Origin of the sequence: Stenotrophomonas sp. Iso1, from assembly GCF_027497995.1 — a bacterium.
GTDB lineage: Bacteria > Pseudomonadota > Gammaproteobacteria > Xanthomonadales > Xanthomonadaceae > Stenotrophomonas.
The window spans coordinates 113,488-128,596 of the sequence record NZ_JAODBT010000002.1; the positions used below are offsets into that span (position 1 = coordinate 113,488).

At 63.6% G+C, this 15,109-nt stretch carries 14 protein-coding genes; 1 reads left to right on the plus strand and 13 read right to left on the minus strand.

What is annotated here, in order from left to right:
* Positions 1-161: 161 nt before the first annotated feature.
* Positions 162-758, plus strand: a complete 597-nt coding sequence (locus PAN08_RS09525; protein WP_269791284.1) for a HutD family protein — start codon at positions 162-164, stop codon at positions 756-758.
* Between the two features lie 75 nt (positions 759-833).
* Here PAN08_RS09525 and PAN08_RS09530 read toward each other — a convergent pair whose 3' ends face one another.
* From PAN08_RS09530 to PAN08_RS09590, 13 genes are all read right to left on the minus strand, one after another.
* A complete protein-coding gene (locus PAN08_RS09530; protein ID WP_269791285.1) occupies positions 834-2,444 on the minus strand; it encodes a sulfite reductase subunit alpha in 1,611 nt (536 codons plus the stop codon).
* Positions 2,441-3,415 carry an FAD:protein FMN transferase gene (locus tag PAN08_RS09535; protein ID WP_269791286.1) on the minus strand — a complete coding sequence of 325 codons (975 nt, stop codon included), beginning with the start codon at positions 3,413-3,415 and terminating at the stop codon, positions 2,441-2,443. The genes PAN08_RS09530 and PAN08_RS09535 overlap by 4 nt, the downstream gene beginning before the upstream one ends.
* 271 nt (positions 3,416-3,686) lie before the next feature.
* On the minus strand, positions 3,687-4,493 hold the full coding sequence (locus PAN08_RS09540) for a DUF4198 domain-containing protein (RefSeq protein WP_269791287.1): 807 nt from the start codon (positions 4,491-4,493) through the stop codon (positions 3,687-3,689).
* A 26-nt stretch (positions 4,494-4,519) separates the two neighbouring features.
* Entirely contained in the window at positions 4,520-5,041 is a 522-nt protein-coding gene (locus PAN08_RS09545) for a DUF2271 domain-containing protein (RefSeq protein ID WP_269791288.1), read from the minus strand.
* A gap of 40 nt (positions 5,042-5,081) precedes the next feature.
* A complete protein-coding gene (locus PAN08_RS09550; RefSeq protein ID WP_269791888.1) occupies positions 5,082-5,696 on the minus strand; it encodes a PepSY-associated TM helix domain-containing protein in 615 nt (204 codons plus the stop codon).
* 119 nt (positions 5,697-5,815) lie between these two features.
* Positions 5,816-6,892 carry an acyltransferase gene (locus PAN08_RS09555; RefSeq protein ID WP_269791289.1) on the minus strand — a complete coding sequence of 359 codons (1,077 nt, stop codon included), beginning with the start codon at positions 6,890-6,892 and terminating at the stop codon, positions 5,816-5,818.
* A gap of 182 nt (positions 6,893-7,074) precedes the next feature.
* A complete protein-coding gene (locus tag PAN08_RS09560) occupies positions 7,075-9,459 on the minus strand; it encodes a TonB-dependent receptor (protein WP_269791290.1) in 2,385 nt (794 codons plus the stop codon).
* 135 nt (positions 9,460-9,594) lie between these two features.
* Positions 9,595-10,002, minus strand: a complete 408-nt coding sequence (locus tag PAN08_RS09565; RefSeq protein ID WP_269791291.1) for a hypothetical protein — start codon at positions 10,000-10,002, stop codon at positions 9,595-9,597.
* 181 nt (positions 10,003-10,183) lie between these two features.
* Positions 10,184-10,870: a Fe2+-dependent dioxygenase gene (locus PAN08_RS09570; protein ID WP_269791292.1), complete on the minus strand. Its 687-nt coding sequence runs from the start codon at positions 10,868-10,870 to the stop codon at positions 10,184-10,186.
* Positions 10,871-10,918: 48 nt separating this feature from the next.
* A complete protein-coding gene (locus PAN08_RS09575) occupies positions 10,919-13,207 on the minus strand; it encodes a catecholate siderophore receptor Fiu (RefSeq protein ID WP_269791293.1) in 2,289 nt (762 codons plus the stop codon).
* A 207-nt stretch (positions 13,208-13,414) separates the two neighbouring features.
* The gene (locus PAN08_RS09580; RefSeq protein WP_269791294.1) at positions 13,415-13,837 is read right to left on the minus strand and encodes a hypothetical protein; all 423 of its coding nucleotides are present in this window, start codon (positions 13,835-13,837) and stop codon (positions 13,415-13,417) included.
* Between the two features lie 288 nt (positions 13,838-14,125).
* Positions 14,126-14,458 (minus strand): non-heme iron oxygenase ferredoxin subunit, encoded by a 333-nt coding sequence (locus PAN08_RS09585; protein ID WP_269791295.1) that lies wholly within the window; start codon positions 14,456-14,458, stop codon positions 14,126-14,128.
* Positions 14,455-14,991: a GNAT family N-acetyltransferase gene (locus PAN08_RS09590; RefSeq protein ID WP_269791296.1), complete on the minus strand. Its 537-nt coding sequence runs from the start codon at positions 14,989-14,991 to the stop codon at positions 14,455-14,457. The genes PAN08_RS09585 and PAN08_RS09590 overlap by 4 nt, the downstream gene beginning before the upstream one ends.
* Positions 14,992-15,109: the final 118 nt, after the last annotated feature.

Consider the following 15,109-nt stretch of genomic DNA (forward strand, 5'->3'; position numbering starts at 1 on the left):
GGAGCAGTTTCAGCCGTGAAGCACGCAATGCTTGCCGGCATGTGGCCTCGGCAATCCGTCGCTGGTTGACGGGTTGCGCCCTGCCTGAAGTCCCCGTGGCTTTGCGGCGGAGGCGGCTCTTGCACATGCGTTGAGTTACGCGACGATGGCATCATGCGGCGATGGATATTCTCAACGCCCCTTCCCGCATCCTCCCTTCAGCTGACTATCACCGCGAACGCTGGCGCAATGGCCAGGGCTGGACCCGCGAAATCCTGCGTCTGCCCGAGCAGGGCGATTGGCAGCTACGTTTGTCGATTGCCGAGATCGAGCAGGACGCAGCGTTTTCCACCTTCCCCGGCGTGGAGCGCGAACTGGTACTGCTGCAGGGCGAAGGGCTGCGGCTGCGCTTTGCCGATGGCCGCTGTGAGACCTTGCTGCCGCCGTATCAACGGCTGCGTTTTGCCGGTGAAGAAGATATTGCCGGAGCGTTGGTCGATGGGGTGACACAGGATTTCAACCTGATGTGGCGCCGCGATGTACTGCAGGCCGAGCTGCTGCACCGGCCGCTGGTCGGCAGCATGTTGTTCTTCACTGAGCCGCAGGCGGCATGGGCAATTCATCTATTGGCTGGACAGGCGGAGTTTGAAGACGGCGCGCTGGCTGCGATGTCCGCAGGTGATACCGCTTGGTTGGGCGCCGGCGAGCGCAGACGTTTCGCGTTGAATGGTGGTGGCGAGCTGCTGGCCATTCGCGTGACCCCGGCAGCCACGCTGTAGAGCGGAGCCATGCTCCGCTGAGGCCTTGCCGATTGAGCTTCGTGCCGAGCATGGCTCGGCAATAACGCGGGTTTGTCAGTACACGTCGCGGCGATAACGGCCGGCGATGCGCAACGCCTCATGCGCCTCTGCGCCGAGTGCCTGCGCGATGACGGCATCCACTGCGGGTGCCATGCCCTGCAGGCTGCCACAGACCAGGATCGTTGCACCTTGTTCAACCCACTCGCGCAGTCGCTGTGCATGCGCGGCGAACGCGTCCTGCACATAGTGGAACTGGTCACCGTCACGGCTGAACACGGCATCCAGGTGTTCGATACCACCGTCACGCTGCCACTGCAGCAACTCGTTGCCGAAGTGGAAGTCGTGGCTGACGTTGCGCTCGCCGAACAGCAACCAATTGCGCTGCGCGCCGGCGTCGATACGCGCACGCAGGTGCGCACGCAATCCCGCGATGCCGGTGCCGTTGCCAATCAGGATCAGCGGTGCGTCTCCGAGCGGCGGGTGAAAATTGCGGTTGCTGCGCAGTCGTAGATCGATGGTGTCGCCAGGTACGGTGTAATCGCACAGCCAGCCACTGGCCAGCCCGGGCGTGCCGTCCGGTCGCAGTTGGCGGCGCAGCATCAGCTGCAGTGTGCCGTCCGACGGCATCGACGCAATGGAGTACTCGCGATGCGGCAACGGCTTGAGTGCGGCGGCAAGTGCAGTGAGGTCACCGCTTGGAATCTGCTCAGGAAAGTAGGAGACCGCCAGAACATCACGTAGCAGGCGTCCATCCGGCAGCGACGTGGTCGTGGCGAAACCGTGCCCGATCATCCACTGGGCAACCGCATCGGGGGATTGATGCGGGCCGACCTCGGCGATGTCGCCGGCCTGCCACATCGGCAACGCGCCTTCCGCCGGAAGCAGCGTGAGGTGGAATACCGTGCCACCGACACTGCCAGGGTTGAGTGCTTGCCGCTGCTGCAGCTGCCATGGCTGGTAGGCCGGTGCGCTCCAGTCCGGCACGTCGGCGGCATTGCCACCGAGTTGGCCGAGCAACTGCTGCCAATGGCGCAGTGCATCCGGGTCGGCATTGTCCACTTCCACCGTGTCGAACAACGGGTGTGCGCCGTGTTCGCGGAGCCAGTCATCCAGTTGATGGCCGAACGCACAGAAATGGTCGTAGGTGCGGTCGCCGAGTGCGAGCACGGCGTACTGCAGTTGCGGCAACGAGGTGGACTGCGTCATCACCCGGCTGAGGAAGGCGAGTGCGTGATCGGGTGGATCGCCTTCGCCGGTGGTGCTGGCGATGAACAACGCGTTGTGGGTGCTGCCCAGCAACGCGGCGTCCACCTGGTCGAGCGCGCGCAGGCGGGTTTTGTGGCCGGCAGCGCGCAGGCTCTCTGCGGTGCGTTCGGCCAGCTGCTGGGCGAAACCGGTTTGACTGGCCCAGACCACCAGCACCGGCGGCACGCCGTCATCGCGGATGTCTTCTTTGCGTGGGCGCACCCGCCACCACAGCGCGAAGCAGGCCGCTGCATAGATCGCGGCTGCGACCAGAGCGCTCGTCCATTGCACTGGCAGCGGCGACGCCAGCCACCAGCTTTCGCGCAGATGTAGACGCAGCAGCAGGAATGCCACTAGCAGCAGCGCGGCAATCATGCCGAGATTGCCGAGCACGGCACGCGGGGAGCGGTGGGAACTCATTGCGTCTCTGCATCCAGGTAGCGCTGGAAGGCGGGCGTCATGGCCTCTTCCAGCCCGGCGTTGCTACGCGATACAAAGCGCGCGGCAAGGTCATGTTCGTTGGCGAATGCCAAGCCCTGCTCGGCGCCCATCACCGTGAGCGCGGTGGCCCAGGCATCGGCGCGCATCGCTTCGTGGTCAATCACGGTGACGGCGGCCGTGGCGCGTGTCACCGGTGCCTGCGTGCGCGGGTCGAGCGTGTGGCTGTAGGACACGCCATCGTGTTCGTAGTGATGCCAGCGGTCACCGGAGGTGGCCACGGCGAGATCGTTCAAAGCCAACACGCGCGGTGGATATTCGGCGCCTGCGTCTTCTTCCGGTGCCGATTCCACCAGCACCCGCCACGGCTGGCCATCGGGCTTGAGGCCGTAACCGTGCAACTCGCCGCCTACTTCCACCAGCGCCGCGTCGATGCCGTTGCGGCGCAACCAGCGGCTGACCAGATCCACCCCGTAACCCTTGGCGATGGCGGATAAATCCAGTTGCAATCCACCGGGTTGCAGGGCCGACTGCGTTTGCGGATTCAACTGCAGCTTGTTCCAGCCACACCGCCTGGCGACATCTGCCAACTGTGCGGGGTCGGGCGCGCGCTGTGTAGCAGCGTTGGCACCGAAACCCCACAACGCGACCAAGGGGCCGATGCTGGGGTCGAATGCACCATCACTGCGCGCAGCGATGTCATGCGCGGCGACCAGCACGTTCCAGAAATCGTTTGGAATGGGATGCCAACTGCCGGCACCGGCGCGGTTATAGCGGCTGATGTCCGAGTCCGCTTCCCAGGTGCTCATCTGCGCGACTACGCGGTCCAGCTCGGCCTGGATGCCGGCATGCAGCGCATGCAGGTCACGACTGCGTGGCGCGACCAGTTTGGCGCTCCACGTGGTGCCCATGGTGTGGCCGCCAAGGGCGGCGATGTCGGAGTTGGGGGACATCGGTATCTGTTTGGCGGAGGGCTGTTTGCGTGGATTCCCAGCGCGAGAATCGCATGTCACGTCCCTTCTCCCGTTTGCGGGAGAAGGTGCCCCGAAGGGGCAGATGAGGGGGCGCCTCAATGGGCCATGAAACGTCGTGCTGACGAACGCGTCGCCACGCGCCCAGTTGGTGAACCCGTCTTGTCACGAAACGGGTAGTTCAACGACAGGACTTCGATTTTGCCCTCACCCCAACCCCTCTCCCGTATACGGGAGAGGGGCTTTGAGCGCATTACTGCGGCAGTACTTCCAGCGTGGCGACATAGCTCAGGCGACGTACGTTTGCCTGCGGTACCGAGGTCTTGTTGTCTTCGGTGCCGGTTTCCAGCCAGTACATGCCGGCTTCCGGCCAGGTGACCGAGAACTCGCCCTTGGCGTCGGTGGTCACCTTGATCTCTTCCTGCGCATTGCGGTAACGCGTACCGCCACGGGTGATCTCAACTTCCAGACCGGCCTGCGGCTTGCCATCCACCAACAGGCGGAACTTGGCCTGCTCGCCATTGACCAGATCGTTCGGGTGGCCCAGTGCGACCATCTCCAGGCCCTTGCCGGTCGGCTTGAGCGCGGTGTCGTTCGGGTTGCCGTTGGTGACGAACGTTTCAACGCGGCCTGCGGTCTCGGACACCTTCAGCTCCGGCGCGTCCTTCGGCACTTCGGCAGCGAATTTCTCCGCATTGCCACGCCAGCGCTTGGGCTTGCCGTCTTCCTGCCAGGTGGCCGACAGACCGGCATTGACGTTGGCCAGACGGTAGGTGCCCTGCTGGGTGAGCTCCACGTCGAACACGCTACGGTACTTGCCGGTAGCCACGTTCTGCGGCTGCACGGAGCTGCCATCAGGTGCGGTGATGACCAGGTTGTCGATACGCAGCGGCACATGGTTGAAATAGAACAGGTCGTTGGACACGGCCGCGTCCACCGTGATCCACGGATTGGTACCGGCAATGACGGTCTGCGACGGCTGCAGCCAGGCCTTGTGGGCGGAGGCGGTGAACGGCAGTGCTGCGGCAAGGGCGGCAACAAGAATCAGGGAACGCTTCATCGGATAGCTCCAGTGACGTGGGCGAATCAGGGTTTGACGGCGAGAGTGACGGCACCCAGTTCGGCGGTGCCTTGGGCGCTGCCGTTCTGTGCGGCGCGGGCCGGCCAGGTGAAGGGAATCTTGACCAGTTCGCGGCCGCCCACTTCGCGTGCGGCTTCCACCACCAGCGTGTACTGGCCGGCGGCCAGGCCGCGCAGCTGCGGCTGGCGGTCATTGAAACTGAGCTGGTGCTTGCCGACCGGGCGGGTCGGGCCGGTCACGCCATCCACCGGCACCTGCAGCGTGCGCCCGCTCTTGCGCCACCACTGGCGCAGGTCCGGCAGCCACTTGGTGCCATGGCCTTCGGCGGTGTCCTTGAGCTGGTACCAGACCGACAGGTTGGCCGCGACCTTCTGGTCGGCGCCTTCAATCCACACCGCGACATACGGGCGGTGGTACTCGGCCACGTTGAGCGAAGGCACTTCGACATTGACGTCGAGGCTGGCGGCGTAGGCCGCAGGAGCGGTGGCGATCAATCCGCTCAGGGCGATGGTCAGGGTGACGCGCATGGTGCGACTCCGGGGAGGGGAACGTTCGGTGAGGAGCAGGTCAATGGATGAGGAGCAGGGCAATCAACAGCGGGATGAGCAGGCCCAGACCGACCAGCGGCCAAGTCATGCGTCGCTGTCGCGCATGCAGATGCAGCAGGAACAGACCGGTGATGCAGAACACCAGGCAGGCCACGGCGAACAGGTCCAGGAACCAACCCCAGCCCGGGCCGGCATTGCGGCCCTTGTGCAGATCGTTGAAGTAGGACACCCAGCCGCGGCGGGTTTTTTCGAATTCCACCGCGCCGGTTTCGCGATCGATGCTCAACCATGCATCGCTGCCGGGGCCGGGCATGGACAGATAGATTTCTTCCGGCGACCACTCGGCAGGGCGCTGGCCGATGGACACATCCAACTCGCGCGACAGCCAGTCAGCCACCTTGCCCGGCAGCGGAGCATTGCCGTCCTCGCGCGTGCCCAATGCCTTGAGCAGCGGTGCAGACAACTCGATCTTCTGGTTGTGCACGTCGGGCTTGGCTTCGATCTTGGACGCGTGGTTCAAGGTGATGCCGGTAATGGAGAACAGCAACATGCCGATCAGACAGACCGCCGAACTGATCCAATGCCATTGATGCAATGTGCGCAACCAGAAGCCACGGCTGGCCTGTTGTTGCACGATGTTGGCGGATGCGCGGTCGGCTGACACGGGATTAAGACAAATGGGAAGCCAAAGATTAAATCACTAATGAGAATGATTCGCAATTTGTATCCATTTGTATCGTAATCCCGCCGACTTCAGCCTGGCATGGGACGCGGTTCCGGCCGCTTCCCCCTGCGCAGGAACCGCAGCTGCTGCAGCGGGCGTTCAAGCATCCGCCAGGAAATCAACCCGGCCGCGACGCAGGCCAACACGGCCAGCAGCACGAACAGCCAGGAGTGCCATACGGCGGTGTTCAGCCCACTTTTCTGCCAAAGCCGGCCCATGGCGGAAATCACGAAGACATGGCTCAGGTAGAGCGAGTAGGAACTGTCGCCGATCAGCAGCAGTGGTCGGGGCAGGGAAGGCTCGGTCGCACGTTCCCAACGGACCAGTCCGAGCGTGATCAGGGCGGCGGGCAGGCCGAAACCCAGCATGCGCAACGAGGCCGACGTTGCCTGCGCATCGACGTGGGCAAGCGCAAGCATGACGCCCACGAATCCAGCGGCGCCGATGCCGGCGGTGGGAAGGGCGAGGCGCGCGGGCAGCCGATTCCAGTACAGGCCAACCAAGGCGCCGGCGATGAATTCCAGGGTGAGCGGGCTGCTGGCAATGCGCTGCCAGGGAGCGGCGGTGGGCCCTAGTAGATGATGTGCGGCCAAGGTGATCACCGCCCAGCCGAGCAGCAGCCACGGCAGCTGCGACTGGCGGGCGAAGGCAATCAGCGCCGCCATCACCAGGTAGAAAAACATCTCATGGATGAGCGTCCAGCCCACCGTGAGCAACGGCAGTTGTGGTTGCGGCCAGAGCAGATAGGACGCGACGATGTTCTGGTCTTGGTAGGAGCTGTTGGCCATGCCCGGCGCTACCAGCATCAGCAACACGACGATGCTTGTATAGAACCAGTACAGCGGCAGAACACGCCAGCCGCGCCGTACCAGGAATTGAGCCGCGTTGCGTGGGCTGCCGTAGCGGCCGGCGGCGATGGTTGTCATCACAAAGCCGGAAAGGACGAAAAACAGATCCACCCCGCTGTCGGCAAAGCGCAGCAGCGCCGGAATGACGGGGCTGGCGGCGGAGTATTTCTGCTCCACGATCTCCAGATGAAACAACACGACCAGCAATGCAGCGATGGCGCGCAGCGCCTGTACGGAATGGAAGGGTCGGCTGGTCATGAAGCAAGGGCGTTTTTGAGTGTGCGGACTGTATCACCGGGTGCGCGATCCGGTGCCGCTGACAGAAACGACAAAGCCCGCCATCGGCGGGCTTTGAGGTAGTGACTACACCGATGGCAGCGTCCGTATGCTGCCGTCGGTATGCGGGGACCGCCTTGCCCGCGCCGGGCGGGCAAGAATTGTCAGAACCGGGCGTTGAGGCTCAGCCAGAAGCTGCGTGCCTTGTCCTTGTTGTTGTAGTCGTCCATGAACAACACCTCGTTGGTGTTATCGGCATAACTGCCATCGCCGTCCAGGTCGGTAAAGGTGGTCTGGTAGGTGGTGAAGTCACGATCGAACAGGTTGTTGATGCGGGCGTTGACGGTCAACCACTCCGTGGCCTCGAACGATGCGCCCAGATGGAACACGGTGTAGTTCTTGTAATACAGGGGCTTGCCGGTGACGGCGCTGACAGCGTTGAAGCGTTTGGAACGCGCTTCGCCGGTCAGGAACAGGCTGAAGCGATCATTGGCCTGCCAATTGAACGTGGCGTTGGCCATGTGCTTGGCGCTGTTGCCCAGCGGCAGCCCCTTGTTCGCGCCACTCTTCTGCTCGCTGTCGGTGTAGGTGTAGTTGGCGCGCAGGCTGAAGGCGTCGTTGATTTCCCAACGGCCGGCCACTTCCGCACCCTGGATCACAACTTCATCGATGTTCACCGTCTTGCTGCTGGTGGCGTAGCCCAGCTCGGCGTACTCGCCGGTGCTGGTGCAGGCAAGGCTCAGGCCCGCACCGCAGGGCTGCGAGGAAATCTTGTCGTCGAACTTGTTGTGGAACAGCGTGGCGTTGAAGTTGTGGCCGTCCGGATGCTGCCAGTACACCGCCAGCTCGGTGCTGGTGCTGGTTTCCGGCTTCAGATCCGGGTTGCCGAACATCGGCGAGGTGCCCTGGCCCCCGAAACCGGTGACGCCGTCATACAGCTGCGTGGTCTTGGGGGTCTTGAAGCCAGTGCTGACACCGCCCTTGACCGTCCACTGCTCATTGACGGTGTACACACCGTACAGGCGCGGGCTCAGGTGGTCGCCAAACACTTCGTGGTCGTCGAAGCGCAGGCCATAGGTGATGGCCAGCGGCGCGATTACGGTCCAGGTGTCCTCGGCAAACAGGGAGTACATGTTGTGCTCCTGCTTGCGGCCCGGAGTGCCGACTTCCATGCCGAACACCCCGTCGGTCAGTTCACCGCGAATCACCTGCGTGCCAAACACTGCAGTGTGGTCACCGGCGGCCTGGAACGGGACGTCGACCTTGGCATCAAGCGTGTACTGCGAGCTTTCCAGCGTGCGCTGGGGGCGCGGAAGGAAGGCCTGCTCGGCGGCGGCGCGGCGCTGTGCTTCAGTCAGGCCGGCGTACGCACCGGTGGCATTGAGCATCTGCAGCAGTTGGCGGCGCTCAGCCACGGTGAACGGCATGGTGCGGCCGTCGTTATTGGTAGCGACGTGCGAGAGCGAGACAAAGCTGTTGCCGAAGTCCCACTTGCCGTCATGGGTCAGTGCCCAGGCGTCACGGGTGAACTCCTGGGTCGGGCCGTAGCCGACGCGGGGATCGGCGCGGGTGCAGTTGCGACGGGCGATGCAACTGGTGGAATTGCCACGCCAGATCGAGGCGATGCCATCGACCGTACCGACCGGATATTCCTCAACACCCTGATCATTGATCTTGATCGAGTTGTCGTATTCCTGACGCGAGGTGTCGTAGTCCAGGGTGATGGTCTGGTCTTCGGTCGGCGTCCACGCCAGGCTGATGCCGCCGGCCTTGTTGGTGTTGTCCACGGTCTTGCCGCCGCTGCCAAAGCCCAGTGCGCGGTTGTGCTCGACGCCCGCCGGATCGGTGACCGAGGAGTAGACCGGGTTGGAGGCCTTGCGGTCGTACCAGCTGGCGCGCGCGCTGAGGTTCAGCACGCCTGGCACCAGTGGGCCGGTGACGAAGAGATCGGCGGTGCTGTCATCGCCAAACTCGTCGTTGGTCTCGAAGGTACGGGCAACGGTGGCCGAACCATGCCAGCTGTCCAGCGTGCGCTTGGTGATGACGTTGATCACGCCACCCATGGCATCGGCGCCATACAGGGTGGAGGCCGGGCCGCGGATCACTTCGATGCGCTCGATCGCATCCAGCGGCGGAATATGGTTGAACTGGTTGCCACCGAAGTTGTTCGGGTAGATGTCGCCGTGATTGTTCTGGCGGCGGCCGTTGATCAGGATCAGCGTGTAGTCCGAACCCATGCCGCGCATCGAGATGGTGCCCTGGCCGGTCTTGTCGCGGGTTTCGCCCACATCCACGCCTTCCAGGTCACGCACGGCATCCAGCAAGGTCATGTACGGACGCTTGGCCAGCTCTTCCTGGGTGATGACCGAGATACTTGCCGGCGCATCGGTGATCTTCTGCTCGAAACCACTGGCGGTGACGACCACCTTGTCCAGTGTGGTCGGGGCGCCGTTGCCATTGGCGTGGGCGGTGACGCTGAGTGCACCGAGCACGGCGGCGGTGAGCAGGTGGCGGGAGACGGACGCACGACGGCGATGGCACTGGGCCATGGGGAACCTCGGAAGGAAGTAGGTGAGAGCAGGTGCGCAGACGGTTGCCGCGTTGACTTCACTGCGGCGAACGTTGCGACAAAAGAGAGAAAAGCAGGTAACACTCAGGCCGGAAGTGGCCCGGGAGTGAAGCGATCAGGCCAGCGGGGGTGCTTGGCCGCGTTGCTGGCGCTGGCTTGGCAACGTGTAGTGCAGCTGGCCTGACGCCGCGGGGATCCGCGGAGCATGAGCAACGGCGGCGATCTTGAAGCTGTTCCCTTGCAATGAGGGGTACAGCTGGATGGCGCGCGGTGCGCGCAAACGGGTTACCCGGCGAAGCTTGGCGGGGCTTTCTTCTTCAAGCGATTTCTCACCGCCCGAGCGTTCTTCACCGGCAGCGGCGGTGGTGGTTTCGACCAGGCCAACGCGCGGTGCGTGCTGCCCGATCTGCCACAGCGAGGCCAACAGCGACAACACGAGCAACGCGCACAGGACCACCGGACGCAGCGCATTGGAGCGCTGTGCGGTGATGGCCCGGTACTGATGGCGCTGCGGTTGCTGCACTGAAATTCCCAGGTGGAGCGCGCGGCCAAGTCAGCCGGGCGTCTTCGGGCGGGAATTGTAAGTGGGAGTCGTTAGCTTGTGCAAATGAGAATTGATCGTGATTGACGAATGTCACTCACGATCCTCCGGTGAGGCGCGTGGTGAAGGCATACCGAGCCATCGCTGACGGGCTGGCAGGGCCTCAGGTTTCAGCCCATTGCCGCAGCAGGTTGTGATAAATGCCGGTCAAGCTGACCAATGAGGAGTGCTGGGGGACATCGCCGGTCAGCTGCTGGATCGACAGGTCCAGCTCCCACAACAAGCGGCGATGCGCGTCGTCACGCACCATGCTTTGGACCCAGAAGAACGAGGCCAGCCGTGCACCACGTGTGACCGGTTGCACCTTGTGCAGGCTGCTGGAGGGATAAACCACCAGGTCGCCGGCAGGCAGCTTTACCTCGTGCTCACCGTAGGTGTCGCTGATCACCAGCTCGCCGCCTTCGTATTCCTCCGGCTCGCACAGGAACAACGTGCAGGAGATGTCCGAGCGGATATGGCTGCGGTGTTCGCCGTGGCCGACCGCCATCACCGAGCCGTCAACATGGAAGCCATACTCGCCGCCGCCCTGGTAGCGGTTGAAGCGCGGCGGCAGGATCCGCAGCGGCAGCGCCGCCGCGAAAAATTGCGGGTTGCGCTCCAGCGCGGACAGCACCGTAAGCCCCAACGATGCTTTCAATGGCGAGCTGTCGGGGAGTTGTTCATTGCGCTTTACCTGCGCACCGCGATGGCCGACGGTCTGTCGACCGTCAGTCCAGTCGGCGGCATCCAGGGAGTGGCGAATATCCGCCAGTTCCTGCGCGGTCAACACATTGGGAATGTGCAGCAGCATGGGGTTTTCCGGTAGAGGCGCGGGGAGGATATCCCCGCGCCGTCTGGCTCAGAAGCGGAAGTCCGCACTGAACATGAAGGTACGCGGGGTGCCCGGGGTGTAACGGTAGCCGCTCTTGTTGATTGCCGCGACGTACTGCTTGTCGAACAGGTTATAGGCGTTCACGCGCAGCACCAGGTTGTCGTTGACCGCATAGGACGCCACGGCGTCATAGACGCTGTAGGACTTGGTGAACGCCGGGGTGCCCTTGGCGCCGTCGGTGCCGCGGTGCATCTCGCCGGAGTAACGCACGCCGCCACCGATGGTCAGGCCGAACGGGAAGACATAGCTGGTCCAGCCGGTGAAGGCATCGTCCGGCGTATAGGTCAGGTTGTTGCTGCCGTCGGCGGTCAGCAGATTGCCGGTATCCACCTTGCTGTTCATGTGGGTATAGCCGGCCGAGACCGACCAGTTGTCGGTGATCTTGCCGACGGTGGAGACCTCAATGCCTTCCACGGTTTTCTGGCCGTTCTGGAAATAGCCGTCGGCCACGCTGCCGGTGATTTCATTGGTCACTTCGGTACGGAACAGCGCTACGTTCAGTGCCAGTGCGTCATCCATGAACGCCCATTTGGTGCCCACTTCGATGGTGCGGGCTTCCTGCGGGTCCATGTTGATGTTGTTGACGTTGCCGGCTGTTTCGTTGAGCTGGAAGTTGCTGCCGCCCGGGGGCTGCTGCGAAAGGGCGTAGTTGGCGTACAGGCTGACCGCTTCGCTCGGCTTGTAGACCGCGCCGACCTTCCAGTTGATCAGGGTGTCGGAATCTTCCAGCGACGGCAGGGCGATCAACGTGCCGATCGGATTGCCGGCGCAGTTCGCGGCGGTGCACAGCACGGAGCTGCTGTATTCGGTTTTGTAGTGGTCGGCACGCACGCCAGCGGTGAGCATGAAGCTATCGGTGAACTTCAGGGTGTCGAACACATACAGCGAGGACGTGGTGGTCTTGCCGTCGGTGCGGGCACCGGTACGGCGGGTGCTCAGGCCAGTGGCATTCCAGTCCGGGTTGTACAGGTTGGCCGGGCCCCAGTCCGCGCCGACGGTGCCGGCCTTGCCCCAGGATTTCTGCTGCTCCTGGGTGAACTCCAGGCCGGTGCTGAGGTTGTGTTGCACGCGGCCGGTGACGAAGTCGATACGCAGGTTCAGCTGGTCGGTAAGGATGGTGTTTTCCTGATCCTTGTAGGTCAGGTTGCTGCGATTCATCGTGTAGCTGGACAGATCATTGATGTCCGTCCACTTGATGTTGCCAGTGGCGCCGCCGGTCGACATGAAGGCGGTGAGCAGATAGTCCTGCTCGGTCTTGCCCCAGCGGGCGGTGTTGGTGAGCTTGAAGGTATCGGAGAAGTCATGTTCGAAGCGGAACGTCGCCTGCTGCGCGGTCACGTCGTCGTGGTCGTAGCGGGTGCCGTAGAAGTTCTCCGGGTTCACCGGATGGCCGGCCAACTGCTCCAAACCCGGCTGCGGGGTCCAACCCGGCAGGCCGATGGTCGGCACGAAGCCGTCGGGAATGTTGTCCTGCTTCAAGTAGAGCAGGTTGAGGAAGTAGCGGGTGTCGGTGCCCAGGCCGAAGCCGAACGACGGCGCGATACCCCAGCGCTTGTCGTTGACGTGGTCGCGGCCGGCGACATCGCTGTCCTGCCACATGGCGTTCACGCGCAGCGCGGCGGTGGCGCCAAGGGTCTGGTTCCAGTCGCCGGTAGCACGCTGCTGGCCGTCAACACCGGCTGACAGGGAGCCGGACACTGCGTCACGCAGGTTGGCTTGCTTGCTGATCATGTTGATCGCGCCAGTGGGTGCGGTACGGCCGATGTCGGTACCGGCCGGGCCCTTCACCACTTCGACCTGCTCGGTATTGAACACATCGCGCGAGATCGAACCCAGGTCGCGGATACCGTCCACCAGGATGCTGTTCGAGCTGTCGAAGCCGCGCATGTACACGGTGTCGCCGGTGCTGGTATTGCCGTTCTCACCAGCATAGAAGGTGCCCACGCCAGCGCTGTTGCGCAGCGCTTCGGTCAGGGTGGTCGCGCCCTGCTGGTTGAACAGGTCGCTGGTGATCACCTGGATGGTCTGCGGGGTGTTCTGCAACGACTGGGTGTACTTGGTGTTGGCCGACTTCTCGCTCTTGTAGCCGGTCGTGGCATGCACCTCGACCTGGTCCAGCGTCTGCGCCTCACGGCTGGCGGACTGCGCCAGCGCCAAGGCCGGGAACGCGACCAGAGTGATCAGGCCTGCGGTGGAGGCCAGAGTGCCGACGCTGCGCGTCGGGGAAACATGCTTGCGGCTTTTGATATGCGTCATGGGGAAAAGGTGTGCCAGGAAAGGGGAGTGACGGCCACGCACCGACGCAGGCCGAAGGCCGGGGTTCAAGTGCGCAGAACGGGAGGGAGCGGTCAGCAGCTGGCTGGCCATGGCCGAGCGGGAGAGCCCGGGATCATTGGCTTGCAGGCGCGGTGATGAGGGATGGATTACGGCAGTGCACTGGCTCGCCGCCAGCAACGAACGCAATCAGGCCAGCGGAGGGGCGTGGCCGGGATTCAGCAGCAGATACAGCGCCGGGGGATAACGGTGTGACCGCTCCACGGCGTGCTGGAGCAAGGTGTCGGTGGCGGCTGCGACAAACATGCCGGCCGGCGCCGCCACGGGGGCAGTCGGCGGGACGTGGCTGTCGACAGGACGCTGGCGCGCGCTGCGGGAGGACTCGGCGCCGGATTCCGCAATGGCGACAAGGTCGGGCAGATCGTCTGGATGGCCCCGGTCAGGGCTGATCAGCACCTGCGCTTCCGCCGATGAGGCGCTGGTCGTGGCAGGCAGGCTGTGGCCCAACATCGTCCAGGCCAGCAGCATGCCGACTACCAGCATCAGCCACGGCAAGCGCTGCCGCACAAGGGCGGTCAGTTGCTGAATGGCTGAGGACGGCGGGTTGGGCATGGACTGCGGGAAGGGGCGGAATCATTGCGGAAGTGCAATGGATGCGCATCTTATTGAGAATTGTTTGCGTTATCAATATTGAGAAGTGGCTGTACCCATACGAAGAACGGCTGGCTGGAATTGGCCGGAAGCATTGGCAGTGGGGCTAGCCGGGTTCAGCGGCGCAACCGATCAGGTACGAGATGGCTACCCGCTCATCCATCTGCCGTGCCTGGGCCTGGGCCAGGGGCGGAAGCGCGGACGCCCCTTTCGGGGCGCCGGATGGAGCATTGATTGCGGGCCTGTGGATCAGTCGCGGTCGTCGCGGGACCAGATGCCGCCGTGATCCCGCTTGACCGGGAATTTGGGCACCGGCGAGTAGGCAGGCGCGCACAGGGCACGGCCATCGCGGATGTCGAAGCGGGCACTGTGCAGAATGCACTCGATGCTGCCTTCGACCGGGTCGATCACGCCCGAAGACAACTCGAATTCCTCATGGCTGCATTGGTCTTCCAGTGCGTACAGCTCGCCATCCAGGTTGAACACCACCAACGGTGTGCCGGTGACTTCGTCGAAGGCCGTCTTCATTTCGCCGGGGAGCAGTTCTTCGCTGGCGCAGATGAAAGTCCAGGTCTCGCTCATGCCGTGGCTCCCAACCGCTTTTCCAGCACTTCAAATTGCAGGTCGTCACGCTTGGGGATGCCATAGCGGGCATCGCCGTACGGGAATGGCTTCTTGATGCCGGTGCGGACGTAGCCACGGCGCTCATAGAACGCAATCAGTTCATCGCGGCAATCGATCACCGTCATCTGCATCGTCGGCAGTTGCCATTGCTCGAACACATGGCGCTCTGCCTGTTGCATCACCTGCTTGCCGACGCCGCCACCCTGGGCGGTAGGGCTGACCGCGAACATGCCGAAATAGCCATGGCCGTCTTCATCGGCGACATGGCAGCAGGCCTGCAATTGACCGTTTTGTTCGGCGATCAGGATGACGCTGCGCGGGCGGTTGATGTCGGCAAGGATGCCGTCGGCATCAACGCGTTGGCCATCGAGGATGTCGGCTTCAGTGGTCCAGCCCACGCGGGACGCATCGCCGCGATAGGCAGAGGTCACCAGTTCGATCAGGGCCGGGATGTCGGCGGCGGTAGCGGTGCGGAAGGTCAGCTCGTTCATGCGCACATTCTAGAACGGCGGCCAGCGAGCGGGGAGTCGGCTTATGCGGGACGTGCTGGAAGTCTGTTCACGTCGAAATGTTTCGACGCGTCTCAGGAAGACGCGGGGCGAAACGGAA

What these genes read in the sequence shown, in the direction of transcription:
- PAN08_RS09580 (WP_269791294.1), bottom strand. Translation starts at nt 13,837, where the DNA reads ATGCCCAACCCGCCGTCCTCAGCCATTCAGCAACTGACCGCCCTTGTG.
- PAN08_RS09560 (WP_269791290.1), bottom strand. Translation starts at nt 9,459, where the DNA reads ATGGCCCAGTGCCATCGCCGTCGTGCGTCCGTCTCCCGCCACCTGCTC.
- PAN08_RS09545 (WP_269791288.1), bottom strand. Translation starts at nt 5,041, where the DNA reads ATGCGCGTCACCCTGACCATCGCCCTGAGCGGATTGATCGCCACCGCT.
- PAN08_RS09540 (WP_269791287.1), bottom strand. Translation starts at nt 4,493, where the DNA reads ATGAAGCGTTCCCTGATTCTTGTTGCCGCCCTTGCCGCAGCACTGCCG.
- PAN08_RS09530 (WP_269791285.1), bottom strand. Translation starts at nt 2,444, where the DNA reads ATGAGTTCCCACCGCTCCCCGCGTGCCGTGCTCGGCAATCTCGGCATG.
- PAN08_RS09590 (WP_269791296.1), bottom strand. Translation starts at nt 14,991, where the DNA reads ATGAACGAGCTGACCTTCCGCACCGCTACCGCCGCCGACATCCCGGCC.
- PAN08_RS09535 (WP_269791286.1), bottom strand. Translation starts at nt 3,415, where the DNA reads ATGTCCCCCAACTCCGACATCGCCGCCCTTGGCGGCCACACCATGGGC.
- PAN08_RS09525 (WP_269791284.1), top strand. Translation starts at nt 162, where the DNA reads ATGGATATTCTCAACGCCCCTTCCCGCATCCTCCCTTCAGCTGACTAT.
- PAN08_RS09555 (WP_269791289.1), bottom strand. Translation starts at nt 6,892, where the DNA reads ATGACCAGCCGACCCTTCCATTCCGTACAGGCGCTGCGCGCCATCGCT.
- PAN08_RS09575 (WP_269791293.1), bottom strand. Translation starts at nt 13,207, where the DNA reads ATGACGCATATCAAAAGCCGCAAGCATGTTTCCCCGACGCGCAGCGTC.
- PAN08_RS09570 (WP_269791292.1), bottom strand. Translation starts at nt 10,870, where the DNA reads ATGCTGCTGCACATTCCCAATGTGTTGACCGCGCAGGAACTGGCGGAT.
- PAN08_RS09585 (WP_269791295.1), bottom strand. Translation starts at nt 14,458, where the DNA reads ATGAGCGAGACCTGGACTTTCATCTGCGCCAGCGAAGAACTGCTCCCC.